This window comes from Saprospiraceae bacterium (genome assembly GCA_016716185.1).
Classification (GTDB): domain Bacteria; phylum Bacteroidota; class Bacteroidia; order Chitinophagales; family Saprospiraceae; genus Vicinibacter.
The window spans coordinates 177,291-191,826 of sequence record JADJWV010000003.1 but is presented as its reverse complement, the minus strand read 5'-3'; the positions used below and the strand labels follow the sequence as shown (position 1 = coordinate 191,826).

Here is a 14,536-nt window from a genome sequence, read left to right as displayed (position 1 = left end):
CCAAAAAAGTATTACCTTTGTGCGGCTTTTAAGAGGAGGGGACGGAAAAGTTCCCTTTTTTTGTTTTAATACCTGAGCTCATGTACACAGAAGAAATTCAGGATCTCCTCGCGAAGAAATTTCAGGAAGAAAGCTTTCGGGATTGTTTTTTGGTGGCGATCGAACAACACGGGAAAACGACAAGAATTTTTGTCGACAGCGATAGTGGAATGAATTTTGAAAAATGTCAGCGTTTGAGCAGATATCTGGAAAAATTCTTCGACGAAAATGGATGGTTCGGACCTGATTATGTGCTGGAAGTTTCTTCGCCAGGTTTAACCAGGCCACTGCTTTATCCAAGGCAATACGTCAAAAATATTGGCAGGGAGTTGCAGGTGAAGTTGGCAGATGGGTCTTCTACACAGGGGACTATTCTCGATGCGGACGACACATTATTGATATTAGGGCGGGAAGAACTTAGAAAAGAGGGAAAAAAAAAGATCAAAGAAAACATAGAAATGCAATTGCCTTATAATGCCATTGCAGAAGCAAAAATTGTCATAAAAATTTAGTGCAATGAAACTTGTAGAAACTTTTGCGGAGTTTAAAGCGGGCAAAAATATCGACAGACCCACAATGATGAGGGTATTGGAGGATGTCTTCCGTTCCATGATCCGTAAGAAATATGCTTCAGATGAAAATTTCAACGTCATCGTCAATACCCAAAAAGGGGATCTCGAGATCTGGCGTATCCGCAAGATCGTACCCGATGGGGAGGTCACAGACGATCTGAAAGAAATCGCGATTTCGGAGGCCATGGCCATTGACGAGGAATATGAAATAGGGCTGGAATGTTACGAACAGCTCGAATTGGATGATTTTGGGCGAAGAGCCATCATGGCAGCGAGACAAACGCTGGTATCCAGAGTTATGGAACTGGAAAAAGACGATGTCTATAAAAGATATTCCGAGCGCGAAGGGGAATTGGTCATCGGCGAGGTGAATCAGGTTTTGAAAAAGGAATTTTTAATCATAGACGATGCAACCAACAACGAATTGATACTTCCAAGAACCGAAACGATTCGCGGAGATCATTTTCGGAAAGGCGATATCGTGAGATCCGTCATTAAAAAAGTAGAACTCAAAAATAACCAGCCGTTTATTACCTTGTCCAGAACAGATCCGAGTTTCCTTCAAAGACTTATGGAACAGGAAGTTCCCGAAATCGAAGACGGACTCATTGTGATCCGCAAAATTGTGCGGCTTCCCGGCGAGCGTGCAAAAGTGGCAGTCGAATCCTTCGACGACCGGATCGACCCGGTAGGTGCCTGTGTTGGTATGAAAGGAAGCAGGATTCACGGAATTGTGCGCGAATTGAGAAATGAAAATATCGATATTGTAAACTTTACCAACAATCTCAATCTCTATATTCAAAGATCGCTTACACCGGCAAAGATCAGCAGCATCGAAATTGATGAGGCCAACAAAAAAGCCAGTGTATATCTGAAAGCAGACCAGTTGTCGCTCGCTATTGGAAAAGGCGGCGCCAATATCAAACTCGCCTCGAGACTGACCGGTTATGAAATCGATGTATATCGCGACCAGGATGAAGGAGAAATTGACGATGTGGATCTGGATGAATTTACCGACGAGATCGAAGAATGGGTTATCGATGCATTTAAAAAGATCGGATGCGATACTGCCAGAAGTGTGTTGACATTGAGTGTTGAAGAACTGGTTCGGCGGACCGATCTCGAAGAAGAAACCGTTATTGAGGTTATAAAAATATTGGAAGAGGAATTAAAAGATTGAGAGCTTGTGCTGTGTTGATACAGGCTGGGTATAGGTAAACGCAAGGAATGAAAGTATTATTTAAAGTAGCAACGGAATTTAACGTCGGGCTGAGCACGGTTGTAGAGGCTTTGCAGAAGAAGGGTTTTGAAATTGAAAACAAACCTACTGCAAAGGTTACCGATGAGATGTATACCGAGCTGCTGAAAGAATTCCAGAAGGATATTCAGGAAAAAGAACAGGCCGACCAGCTTCAAAAGCTGGCTACCCCGGCTGTAGTCAAAGAAAAACCGAAGGTAAGCATCAATCTGTTTGGAGATCCGGCTGTTGCCACTGTGGCCCCAGATGAAAAACCTGCTGCAAAAACACAGGAAGTCATAACTGCCAAAGTCGATGAAGAAGATAAACCCAAACTAACAGTTGTTGGTAAAATTGAACTCGAAAAACCTGAAGCCAAGACCAAGCGGAAAAAGAAAAAAGAAGAAGAAGAACCGGCTGCAGAGGCTCCGGCTCCGGCAGAGGTACCCGCTGTAGTCGCAGAGGAAATAACCCGCATCGAAGCACCCCAGCTGCAAGGTTTAAAGATTCTTGGAAAAATTGATTCCAGCAAATTAAAAGATACCACCAAGAAAAAAGAAGATGCCAAAAAAGCAGCCACACCTCCTGGCGGCGCACCGGTAAAGAAAGAAGAATCAGAAGCTGATAAAAAGAAGCGCAAACGCAAGCGCAAAAAGGTAAACACATCCGATTTTCAACCGGACGAAAGAGGCAACCGTGCAGGTCAGCGCACGCCGGAACAATCTAAAGAAGTATCAACCAAAGAAATCGAAGATCAGATCCGTGCAACCATGGCCAAGTTGCATCAGGGTGGAAAAAATAAAAGGCAAAAGATTCGCCGCGACAAGCGGGAAGAAATGCGGGAGAAGGAAAACATCAGACAATCAGCAGAAGATGCTTCCGCTATTCAGCTTACAGAGTTTGTGACCGTTTCTGAATTGGCCAATCTGATGAATGTACCCGTATCGGATGTTATCATGACCTGTATGAACATGGGTATCATCGTCTCGATCAATCAACGTTTGGACGCAGAGGTCATTGAAATTTTATCAGAAGAATTTGGACATAAGATTGAATTCATCAGCGCGGAAGAAGAGGGCGTTGAAGAAGAAGAAGATATTGTAGATGATCCTGCTGATTTGGTTGAGCGGGCACCCATCGTGACCGTTATGGGACACGTCGACCATGGTAAGACTTCATTACTCGACCACATCCGGAAAGCAAACGTAGCATCCGGCGAAGCCGGTGGAATTACCCAGCACATCGGTGCGTACGAAGTGAAAGTAGGTCCGGATCACAAACCCATTACTTTTCTGGATACCCCGGGTCACGAGGCCTTTACAGCCATGCGTGCGCGAGGTGCAAAAGTTACAGATATCGCTGTGATCATTATTGCTGCAGACGATCACGTGATGCCTCAAACCAAGGAGGCCATTTCTCATGCGCAGGCTGCAGGAGTACCCATGGTCTTTGCGATCAATAAGGTGGATAAAGCCGGAGCAGATGCTGAACGGATAAAAAATGAACTTTCCCAAATGAATTTGCTGGTGGAAGAATGGGGTGGAAAATATCAGTCGCAGGATATTTCTGCAAAATCAGGATTAGGGATCGATTCCCTCCTCGAAAAAATACTACTTGAAGCCGAGGTGTTAAATCTCAAAGCCAATCCGAAGAGACCTGCGAACGGTACCGTTATCGAAGCCTCGTTGGATAAAGGCCGGGGTTATGTCACCAAATTGTTGGTGCAAAATGGAACATTGAAAAATGGAGATTTTATTTTGGCTGGTGAACATGCAGGAAAAGTAAAAGCCATGTTCAACGAAAGGGCTCAAAAATTAACCAAAGCTCCACCGTCAACACCTGTGTTGGTTTTAGGGTTGCCCGGAGCTCCCACCGCCGGTGAGAAATTTAAGGTAATGGAAGATGAAGGTGAAGCAAGGTTGATTGCCGGTCGTCGGGCTCAAATCAACAGAGAACAAGCAAGCCGTGCTGCAAAGCGGATTTCACTTGACGAAATTGGACGCCGTCTTGCATTGGGTAATTTCAAAGAGTTGAAATTAATCGTAAAAGGAGATGTGGATGGCTCTGTTGAAGCGTTGGCGGATTCGTTAATCAAACTTTCTGTAGAAAAAATTCAGGTAAGCGTTATTCATAAAGCAGTAGGACCCATTGCAGAATCAGATGTTTTGCTGGCCTCAGCATCAGATGCAATTGTCATAGGATTTCAGGTAAGGCCTTCTTTAGGGGCAAGAAATCTGGCGGAAAAGGAGGGAGTACAGATCAAGCTGTATTCAATTATTTACGAAGCCATCGATGAGATCAAAGCAGCCATGGAAGGAATGCTCGAGCCCACGAAAGAAGAAAAAATCATCGGACAAATTGAAGTGCGGGAAGTTTTCAAAGTTTCGAAAGTTGGAACGGTCGCAGGATGCATGGTTGTTGAAGGAAAGCTGGCCAGGAACAATCCGGTCAGGATCATCCGGGATGGCATCGTGGTATACCCCAACAGGGAAGGTGCTACAGCCGAAATCGCGTCCCTGAAAAGGTTTAAGGACGATGTGAAAGACGTAAAAGAAAATATGGAGTGCGGAATTTCCATCAAGAATTTTAATGATATCAAAGTAGGAGATATCATTGAAGCATATGAAATTACCGAGGTCAAACAAAAGCTCAGTTGATCTTAGCTAGGCCGGTTGAATAATTAAACCACCGTATTAAATCAATTCTTAACCGGGTTCATTCAATATACCTCAGTTTGCATTAAATTTTATTTGCCCAAGAAGGGCAAAGGTCTATCTTTAGCAAAGATTCAAACTTCCCGACATGCAAAAAATCCTGTTCTATTTTGGAATTGCAATTCTGCTCATGCTGGCTTGCAAGCAAGAACCTAAACCACATGCTGTTTTCATCCTGGACGACACGATTGAGGTCCATTTCGGCAGAAAAATGTCTGTTGAATTGCTTGATTCCATCCGCGCTGCAGTTGGCCTCAAAGGGGTAAGTCTGAGTTACCCGGAAGTCAAGTACGATAATGAATTGCTGACCAAACTTGAAATCAAAGTTGAAATTGGCGGACAAGGAGGATCAGCGGCTACCAATTTTGTGTACAGAGGCAGGCCTTTCGGATTCAGGATCGACCACTTAAAAAGTTTTCAGCCTACTTTGACATTGGGTGAGCTGGAGAGAAAGTGAATGCCGAAAAGAAGCTTTAAGCTTTAAGCGAAAAAATCAATACTAACATTTGTTCGTATGGGAACGTTTGGACTATTAGAAGATTTGACTTTTAGACCATTTGACTTTTAGACTTTTAGACCTTTAGACCTTTAGACCTTTTGATAAAGTCGATACCTTAGCGTATAGTTCACGTGAGTTGAATTGTTTTATGCAATATTCTTAATGAATTCAATTGCTTTGCAGTTGTCCTGTTATGATTAAAAAATTTAGGAGCCTTCTCTGATTTATCAAGCTTTTTACTCTTTGAACATTGAACTTTCCACGTTGCTCTCTTCGCTTATCGCTTTTAGCTTCCCGCTTTAAGCCCAATTCTCCATCAGCCATTCAATTTCTCGTACAATTTAATAAATTCAGCCGGACTTAAGGTTTCTGCTCTGCAGTTAAAAAAATCAGCCTCCAACATTTGTTGTTGAGTAACATAAGATTTTAGATTATTCCGCAAAGTTTTACGCCGGTATTGAAAAGCATGCCGGACCAGCTTTTGGATTTTTCTGAACAAATCCGGATTCATCAATTCTTGTTTTCTGGTCAGGTGGATCACCGATGAAGTAACTTTTGGCGGTGGCTGAAAGGCCCCTGGTGCAATATCAAAACATTTTACAGGATCATAAAGCAATTGTGCAAGCACACTTAACGAACCAAACTCTTTGGTGCCCGGTTTCGCAATGACGCGCAAAGCAACTTCTTTCTGAAACATCCCGATCATATGGGGGATAAAAGCAGAATTGAACAGGGTATGGATCAGAATCTGCGAAGAAATATTGTAGGGAAAATTTCCGCATAGTATAAATTGACGTTCGCTAAAGACTTCTTTGAGAGGAATGTCCAATACATCTCCACAGATAAGTTGTTCTGGTTTCAGAATTCCGGTTCGAAGCAGATATTCCTGCATATCTCTGTCTGCTTCTATGCATTTCAGTTCTTTTCCGAAAACTAACAATTGTTCGGTAAGGGCTCCCGTACCCGGGCCGATCTCCAGAATGGACGGTACATCCAATTTGGCAATGATCTCCCTGATCTTGTCCAGAACATTCCGGTCTTTTAAAAAGTGCTGTCCGAATGATTTTTTAGCGGAAGGATATTTCATTGCGGATGGGTAGCGAAAACGGTGAGCTCGGTGATGAAGCCGCGATCGTGCATTTCCAGCATGGCGAGGATGCTGTGTGCAATCTCGGTGGCCTGAAGTTTGGTTTCGTTAAAGGGCCTGGCGGGCCGGCCGCTGTTGGTTACAAATTCTGTTTGAACTTCACTGGGGTTGATTTGCATCACGCGAATGTTGTGTTTGCGTAGTTCATTTCTCCAGCATTCTGTCAAAGCAGTTAATGCAAATTTGGAAGAACAATATGCACTGCCTCCGGCAAATCCTGTTCGCGCCGCTGTGGAGGCTACGTTGATGATATTTCCGTAGTTCTTTTCAATAAAATATGCTGCAGATTCTTTTGCACAAGAGGCGGCCCCCAATAAATTGGTTTCCAAAAGAGTTCTGAATTCATTCAAGTCCAGATCCTGTAACTGATCAAAGTAACCATATCCTGCATTATTGATCAATACATTATAACCACCGAACTGTTCGATGACCTTCCGGATGAGTTGTTTTACTTCTGCTTCCTTACTGACATCTGCTTGAATAGGGTAAGCACCGCTTATTTGGGCTGCTTCCTGCAATCTTTGTGGGTTGCGCCCGCAAATGGCAACTTGTGCTCCCTTGGCAACCAGGAGTTTTGCAGTTTCGAGTCCGATGCCCTGACTCCCACCCGTAATGAGTACAATTGCTTTTTGTATTTCCATGAATTGATTTTATAGTATCCATAATAACATCCATCTTGAAGGCTTGTTCTCAATAATGTTATAAATACACTTCATTTATTTATTGAAAATAGTCTACAATGCTTTGGAATAAAAGGTCCGGTTGATCTACGTGGATCCAATGTCCGGCATTCTCAATGGTTATAAAACGGGAATGAATAAACGTATTTTTTAAAATTTCAAGGTCTGTTTCTAAAATGTAAGGAGATCGGCTTCCTCTCACAAAACAAATTTCATTTTGAATGGGATGATCTATTTCTATTGCTTTTGAAATTTCCGGATAACATCTGTTCAGGGCTTCCAGATTTAGTTTCCAGCTAAAACGACCACGTTCATTCCGGTCGACATTCTTCAATATAAATTGCCGGATTTCAAATTCTTTAATAAATGCAGAAAGGGCCTGATCTAATTCCTGTCGATTGTTGAGTTCGTTCAGAGGCAATTGAATCATTGCATGGAGGATCTCGTTGTGTACATTGGGGTAAGCTTTTGGGCTTATATCCAGGACCATCGCTTTATGTTGCGTTTGCCATTCCCGTTTGATCAATTCCAAAATGACCTTGCCGCCCATGCTGTGTCCTATGAGATGGCAATCCGGAATCTGGTGTGTTTGAATAAATTCCAAAAGATCGTCTGCCATGACGCGATAATTCATCTCCGGATGATGGAAGGACTTGCCGTGATTGCGCAAATCCAGAGTAATGACCGTAAAATATTCGCTGAGTTTACGGGCCATAGATTGCCAATTATCCAGGCTGCCGAATAAGCCATGGAGAATGATCAGAACATGACCGCTTCCCTGTTGTTTACTATTTAAAATCCCGGCGTTCACTTTCAGGAGTCTGCTTATTTTTGTAGTTCATGTCGTTTCACTTAAGTTCACCTTATCAGCCTACCGGCGACCAACCACAGGCCATTCAACAATTGGTGGCAGGCATTCAAAGTGGAGAACGTGCGCAGGTATTGTTGGGAGTCACCGGTTCAGGCAAGACGTTTACTATGGCTAATGTGATTGCCCAGGTTGAAAAACCAACCCTGGTGATGACCCATAACAAGACTTTAACAGCGCAATTGTACGGAGAATTCAGGGAATTTTTTCCCGACAACGCCGTAGAGTATTTTGTTTCTTATTACGATTATTATCAGCCTGAGGCTTACATATCGGTCACCGACACCTTCATCGAAAAAGATTTACAGATCAATGAGGAAGTGGACCGCCTTCGCTTGAAAGCTACTTCTTCGTTGCTCTCGGGCCGGAGGGATATCATACTGGTGGCAACGGTCTCGTGTATTTTTGGTATGGGCAATCCGGAGGATTACAAAACCGGGATCATCAGATTGCAAAAGGGCCAAAAACTTCCGCGTAATATTTTTCTGTACAAACTTGTGGATAGTCTTTACAGCAGAACCGAATCCAGCCTGAACCGCGGTGAATTCAGGGTTAAGGGCGATACCGTAGATATCTATCTTCCTTATGCAGATTATGGTTACCGGATCCATTTTTTTGGCGATGAAATCGAAAACATCGATCAGATCGAACTCTCCAGCGGGAAGCGAATCACCAGCATGGAATTTGCAGCGATTTTTCCTGCCAATTTGTATGTTGCTCCGAAAGATCGATTGAAACACATCATCCGGTCTATTGAAGATGAATTGGAAGAGCAACGCAAATACTTCGATGAGGAGCGCAAATATTTGGAGTCGAAGAGAATTGTAGAGCGGACACAGTTTGATCTCGAAATGATACGCGAACTGGGTTATTGCAGTGGTATTGAAAATTATTCCAGATTTTTTGATGGTAGAAATCCGGGAACCCGGCCTTTTTGTTTGTTGGATTATTTTCCTGAGGATTATGTACTTATGATTGATGAATCGCATGTAACGATACCGCAGATCCGGGGCATGTGGGGAGGAGACCGGGCCCGCAAACAAAATTTAGTGAATTTTGGATTTCGATTGCCATCGGCATTGGACAACCGGCCTTTGAACTTTGAGGAATTCGAAAAGCAGATCAATCAGGTCGTCTATGTCAGTGCCACCCCGGGTGATTATGAACTTAGCCAGACCGAAGGAGAATTTGTGGAACAGGTGGTCCGTCCTACCGGATTGCTGGATCCGCCCATCGAAGTGCGGCCTTCACTCCATCAGATCGACGACCTGCTCGAAGAGATCAGGATCCGGAAATCCGTTGGCGAACGAGTGTTAGTTACAACCCTCACCAAGCGCATGTCTGAAGAATTGAGTAAATATTTGCAAGGAATGCAGATTTTATGCAAATACATCCATTCGGAAGTCGATACCATGGAGCGCATGGAGATCCTGAGGGATTTGAGGATTGGAGAATTCGATGTTTTAGTGGGAGTCAACTTATTGCGGGAAGGATTGGATCTTCCCGAAGTTTCATTGGTTGCCATATTGGATGCTGACAAAGAAGGATTTTTAAGAAACGACAGATCACTGACACAAACTGCAGGCAGGGCAGCCAGGAATGCAAACGGGAAAGTAATTTTCTATGCAGATAAAATTACCCAATCGATGCAGCGAACCATAGACGAAACGAACAGGAGAAGAAGCAAACAAATTGCTTATAATGAAGAGCACGGAATCACTCCAAAAACATTGAGTAAAAGCCGGGAAGAAATCATGCAAAAGAGTTCCATATTGGATCTGAGAGGCAAGGATCCCAAAGCCTACATCGAAAAAGAGGAGGCATCTGTTGCCGCCGATCCGCTGATTGCCTTTATGAGCAGAACACAGGTTGAAAAACTAATTGAAGAAGCCGAACGAAAAATGAAAGCAGCCGCGAAAGATCTGGACTTTATTCAAGCTGCTGTACACCGCGATGAAATGAATGCATTGAAAAAGAAGCTTAAAGAAATATTGGTTTAAAATGAGAATAAGTTTAATTTTAATTTTTTGCTGTTGGCTCCAATATTTTCATGCTCAGGAAACAAAACCTGCAGTCCTGGTATTAGGAGTTTGTCAGGATGGAGGCTATCCTCACATGGGCTGCCGCAAGGAATGTTGCAGGAAAGCATGGAATCCTGCTCATCCAAAATTACATGTTGTTTCTCTTGCAGTAGTCGACTGGAAATTAAATAAGTGGTGGCTTGTTGAAGCCAGTCCTGATATAGCCTTGCAAATTCAAATGCTCCATGAACAAACGAACGGACAATTGCCCTATATGCCGGATGGCATATTGATCACCCATGCACATATCGGACATTATACAGGCCTGATGCAACTTGGGAGGGAAGTAATGCATACAAATGCCATACCGGTGTATGTGATGCCTAAAATGGCACAATTTCTTGTCCAGAACGGGCCCTGGAGTCAATTGGTGCAATTAAATAATATTTCTATCAGGAGTTTAAATCAAGACAAGGATTTTAGATTGTCTGATGATATTGTTGTTAGTCCGGTTCAGGTTCCACATCGGGACGAATTTTCTGAGACCGTTGGTTTTAAGATCGGTTGTGCAGGCAGGAATTACTTATTTATTCCCGATATAGATAAATGGCAAAAATGGAATCTGGATATTGTAACTCAGGTCAACAAGTGTGATGTCGCTTTTTTGGATGCAACTTTTTATCACGAGGGCGAGTTGAGCAACAGAAGTATTGAAGAAATTCCCCATCCATTGGTCACCGAAACGATAAAGCTTTTTGAAAAAGAGGAAGCAAATGAAAAAAAGAAAATAAATTTCATTCACTTGAATCACACCAATCCCTTATTGTGGTCGGAAGAAATGCAAAAGCATATTCAAACACTTGGATTTCAAATCGCCGTTCAGGGGAATTGGTATTGATAAGAGAAAATTCGACCTTTCGAATATTCGATAAGCTTAAAAGTCTAAAAGTCTAAAAGTCTAAAAGTCTAAAAGTCTAAAAGTCTAAAAGTCTAAAAGTCTAAAAGTCGAAAAGTCAAATAGTCAAATAGTCAAATAGTCATCCCGATAAAATAACATAAAGTTTTCGAAAACAAATAATCACGTAAATTTTATCGGGAAGTCAAAAAGTCAAAAAGTCAAAAAATTATGGACATACTGGAAGCCATCATCATTGCCATCGTCGAAGGACTAACGGAGTTTTTACCGGTTTCATCGACAGGTCATATGATATTAACCTCAGCTTGTCTGGGACTCGAAAATACGGAGTTTTTAAAAACATTTGAAATCTCCATTCAACTGGGAGCGATTTTAGCCATTGCTTATATGTATGCTGGAAAATTTTACAAAAATTTATTCATGTATAAAAAGTTGATGATCGCTTTTGTTCCCACAGCAATTATTGGATTTCTCGCATATGATCTGATCAAAACGCATTTGTTCAGCACCATGGTGGTTTCCATAATGCTTATTGTTGGCGGTATTTTTTTCTTATGGCTCGATAAATACATCGATTCGAAAACAACTTTTTACGATCAACTGGATCGAATCCCTGATAAAAATGCATTCTGGATTGGAGTTATACAGGGAATTTCCGTGGTGCCTGGCGTATCCAGAGCAGGTGCTACCATCGTTGGTGGATTGTTTAACGGATTTAATAAAACTCAAGCAACTGAATTTTCTTTTTTATTGGCTGTACCAACCATGATGGCCGCTACTTCCTATGATCTGTATAAAACGTCAACCTCTTTTTCAGCATACGAAATCAAATTGCTGTGTACCGGACTCGTCGTTGCTTTTGTTTCTGCATGGGTAGCCGTTAAGTTTATGCTGATTTTTGTTGGAAAGTATGGATTCGCTTACTTTGGCTGGTACAGAATTGCCTTGGGAATTTTATTTATAATCCTCATCCAATTGAAGGTAGTATCCTGAATTTTCGTTTGGGTGATCGTTTGGACTTTGCATTTTTTGTAAATACAGTCTGTTATAAGTTAGATTGTTCTAAAATATTTTTGGAGGGAGACACAACTTTTTCGATCTTCAAAAAGAGAACAAGTAAAATTTGAATGTCAAAAAATCTTGCCAGAGTAGAATGGTATAATACCTCGTTCCTTGTGCCGAAATTCGGATACTGGGCTTGCCCCGGGCTGCAGAATAATGATTAAATTTATTGAATTTAATATCTGCGTAAATCTGCGTGATTTGCGGGAAACCAATTTATAATTGCGTAAGGAATGATTCATATATTTTCGGTATTACGAAGTTTTTATATCCCGCAGATTTCGCAGAATTGCGCAGAAAATATATGGTTATAACTAAACGAACGCTTGATCTCTGCTGGATTTTATGAACGAGGCTCAATTATTACAATCCTTTTATAGGAGTAGAAATAAATTTGAATGTCGAACAATCCCGCCAGAGGCGATAGGTATAATACCTCATACCTTGTGACGAAATTTGGGTACTGGGCTTACCCCGGGCTGCAGAACCATGATTAAATTCATTTGAATTTATTATCTGCGTAAATCTGCGTGATTTGCGGGAAACCAATTTATAATTGCGTAAGGAATGATTCATATATTTTCGGTATTACGAAGTTTTTATATCCCGCAGATTTCGCAGAATTGCGCAGAAAATATATGGTTATAACTAAACGAACGCTTGATCTCTGCTGGATTTTATGGACGAGGCTCAATTATTACAATCCTTTTATAGGAGCAGAAATAAAATTTGAAAATCAAACAATCTTGCCAGAGGCGATAGGTATAATACCTAGTTCCTTGTGACGAAATTTGGGTACTGGGCTTGCCCCGGGCTGCAGAACCGTGATGGCAGGCGAGTACCAATCATAACCAATAAGAATTAACTGGCCGAATGATGAAAATCATCCGTTTATCATTTGATAAAGTCTACCATTGCACGATGAATGAAATGAAAAGAATATGAACGACCATAAATTCCATCCCGAAAGTTTAATGATGTCTTATGGTTACCGGCCGGAATGGTCGGAAGGGGCTATTAAATGTCCGATTTTTCAAACCTCGACATTTGTGTTTAAAAATGCCGAAGAAGGAAAAGCCTTTTTTGAGCTGGCATATGGATTGCGGGAGAGAGCCGAAGGAGAGAAAACCGGTTTGATCTATAGCAGGATTAATAATCCGGATTTGGAAATCCTCGAGAATAGATTGTGTTTGTGGGACGAAGCCGAAGATTGCGCAGTTTTTGAAAGTGGAATGTCGGCCATTACAACAGTATTGTTGGAATTTTTAAGGCCCGGTGATCTGTTGTTGTTCAGCACGCCCTTATACGGAGGAACTGATCATTTTATAAGGAAAATTCTAAACCAGTTTGGCGTTCATGTTTTAAGTTTTTCTGTCGGACAATGCAAAGAAGAGGCTATTAAAATTGTCGAGCAAAGTGGATTGAGGGACCGCCTGGCCATGATCTATATCGAGACACCTGCCAATCCAACGAACGATCTGATTGACATCCGATGCTGCAAAGAAATTGCGAAATATTTTTCAAGGCAGGACAAGGAAATTTACCTGGCTGTCGACAATACCTATATGGGGCCGATCTGGCAGCACCCGCTTAAACATGGAGCTGACCTGGTGCTTTATTCTGCTACGAAATATATCGGTGGCCACAGCGATGTGATCGCCGGAGCTTGCCTTGGCAGCAAAGCTTTAATGACGCGCATTAAAGTTTTGCGAACTTTTTTGGGCAATATGGCAGGACCCTGGACCGGCTGGTTATTGTTGCGCAGCCTTGAAACCCTGAAAGCAAGAATGGATACACAGGCAGCCAATGCAGATAAGATTGCTGATTACTTAAACACGCATCCCAAAGTTGAAAAAGTATATTTTTTAGGCAACATCAGGCCATCCCAAACCGAATTGTACGAAATTAAGCAAAGACAATGTTTAAGCAATGGGGCCATGATTTCTTTCGATGTAAGAGGAGGAGAAGCTGAAGCATTCAAGTTCCTCAATGCTTTGAAACTTATCAAACTTGCCGTGAGCCTGGGCAGCACAGAAAGTTTGGCGGAACATCCGGCAACCATGACACATGCGGATGTCGATCCCGCGGAAAAAATAAAATTATCGATCACAGAAAAAATGATCCGGCTCTCTATTGGAGTGGAAAATTACAATGACCTGATTTATGATTTGGAACAGGCATTTGAACAGGTCTAAAACATTTAAACTAATTGCAGTTTTAACATTCTCGGTGAATAGGCTATCCTTTAAAGCCTTTATCTTTGCTCGAAATTTCATTCATGAAACCGTTTGCGATCATATTTCTTATCTTAATTTTTTCAGTATGTAATCATGCTCAAAAACTCAATGAAAATTTTGATTCTATCCTTGCCAAAAAATTCAATGCGGACGACTATGGTATGAAAAACTACACCCTGGTCTTGCTCAAAACAGGTCCGGTAACCATAGAGGATAAAGCCAGAGTCAATGAATTATTTAAAGGGCATTTGTCCAATATCAGCAGATTGGTCGACGAAGGAAAAATGATTGTGGCAGGTCCTTTTGCAAAAAACGATTTGTATCGCGGCTTATTTATTTTGGATACCAGCGATCCTGAGGAAGCTGCAAAACTTATGGATACCGATCCGGCCATCAAAGCACAGTTGCTCGAACCGGTTTACATCAAGTGGTATGGTTCGGCTGCGCTCTCCTCCTATCTGGAGTATGCAAAAAAAGTTGGGAAGTATGGTTTTTGATGATCGGTCTGGTTGGTTGTTAGTTGCTGGTTGTTAGTTGTTAGTTG

The 14,536-nt window shown here is 42.0% G+C and carries 12 protein-coding genes; 9 read left to right on the top strand and 3 right to left on the bottom strand.

The window, feature by feature from the left end:
* The first annotated feature begins 80 nt into the window (after positions 1-80).
* The 4 genes from IPM34_14040 (at position 81) to IPM34_14025 (ending at position 5,019) form a co-directional block, all read left to right on the top strand.
* A complete protein-coding gene (locus tag IPM34_14040) occupies positions 81-551 on the top strand; it encodes a ribosome maturation factor (GenBank protein ID MBK8956657.1) in 471 nt (156 codons plus the stop codon).
* 4 nt (positions 552-555) lie between these two features.
* Entirely contained in the window at positions 556-1,791 is a 1,236-nt protein-coding gene (gene nusA / locus IPM34_14035; protein ID MBK8956656.1) for a transcription termination/antitermination protein NusA, read from the top strand.
* 47 nt (positions 1,792-1,838) lie between these two features.
* Complete coding sequence (infB, locus tag IPM34_14030) at positions 1,839-4,505, top strand: translation initiation factor IF-2 (GenBank protein MBK8956655.1); 2,667 nt, start codon at positions 1,839-1,841, stop codon at positions 4,503-4,505.
* A 145-nt stretch (positions 4,506-4,650) separates the two neighbouring features.
* Positions 4,651-5,019, top strand: coding sequence for a hypothetical protein (locus IPM34_14025; GenBank protein ID MBK8956654.1), 369 nt, complete (start codon positions 4,651-4,653; stop codon positions 5,017-5,019).
* Positions 5,020-5,377: 358 nt separating this feature from the next.
* On the opposite strand, the gene rsmA is transcribed toward IPM34_14025, so the two are convergent.
* The 3 genes from rsmA to IPM34_14010 form a co-directional block, all read right to left on the bottom strand.
* On the bottom strand, positions 5,378-6,148 hold the full coding sequence (gene rsmA, locus IPM34_14020; GenBank protein MBK8956653.1) for a ribosomal RNA small subunit methyltransferase A: 771 nt from the start codon (positions 6,146-6,148) through the stop codon (positions 5,378-5,380).
* Positions 6,145-6,849 carry an SDR family oxidoreductase gene (locus IPM34_14015; GenBank protein ID MBK8956652.1) on the bottom strand — a complete coding sequence of 235 codons (705 nt, stop codon included), beginning with the start codon at positions 6,847-6,849 and terminating at the stop codon, positions 6,145-6,147. Before IPM34_14015 ends, rsmA begins: the two co-directional genes overlap by 4 nt.
* A 79-nt stretch (positions 6,850-6,928) precedes the next feature.
* Positions 6,929-7,699: an alpha/beta fold hydrolase gene (locus IPM34_14010; GenBank protein MBK8956651.1), complete on the bottom strand. Its 771-nt coding sequence runs from the start codon at positions 7,697-7,699 to the stop codon at positions 6,929-6,931.
* Positions 7,700-7,728: 29 nt separating this feature from the next.
* Between IPM34_14010 and uvrB the strand changes: the two genes are divergently transcribed.
* From uvrB to IPM34_13985, 5 genes are all read left to right on the top strand, one after another.
* Positions 7,729-9,756 carry an excinuclease ABC subunit UvrB gene (uvrB, locus tag IPM34_14005; protein ID MBK8956650.1) on the top strand — a complete coding sequence of 676 codons (2,028 nt, stop codon included), beginning with the start codon at positions 7,729-7,731 and terminating at the stop codon, positions 9,754-9,756.
* 1 nt (position 9,757) lies between these two features.
* Positions 9,758-10,675, top strand: a complete 918-nt coding sequence (locus IPM34_14000; protein MBK8956649.1) for an MBL fold metallo-hydrolase — start codon at positions 9,758-9,760, stop codon at positions 10,673-10,675.
* 228 nt (positions 10,676-10,903) lie between these two features.
* Complete coding sequence (locus IPM34_13995) at positions 10,904-11,686, top strand: undecaprenyl-diphosphate phosphatase (protein ID MBK8956648.1); 783 nt, start codon at positions 10,904-10,906, stop codon at positions 11,684-11,686.
* Between the two features lie 1,010 nt (positions 11,687-12,696).
* The gene (locus tag IPM34_13990; GenBank protein MBK8956647.1) at positions 12,697-13,950 is read left to right on the top strand and encodes a cystathionine gamma-synthase family protein; all 1,254 of its coding nucleotides are present in this window, start codon (positions 12,697-12,699) and stop codon (positions 13,948-13,950) included.
* A gap of 83 nt (positions 13,951-14,033) precedes the next feature.
* Complete coding sequence (locus IPM34_13985; protein ID MBK8956646.1) at positions 14,034-14,489, top strand: hypothetical protein; 456 nt, start codon at positions 14,034-14,036, stop codon at positions 14,487-14,489.
* The last annotated feature ends 47 nt before the right edge of the window (positions 14,490-14,536 follow it).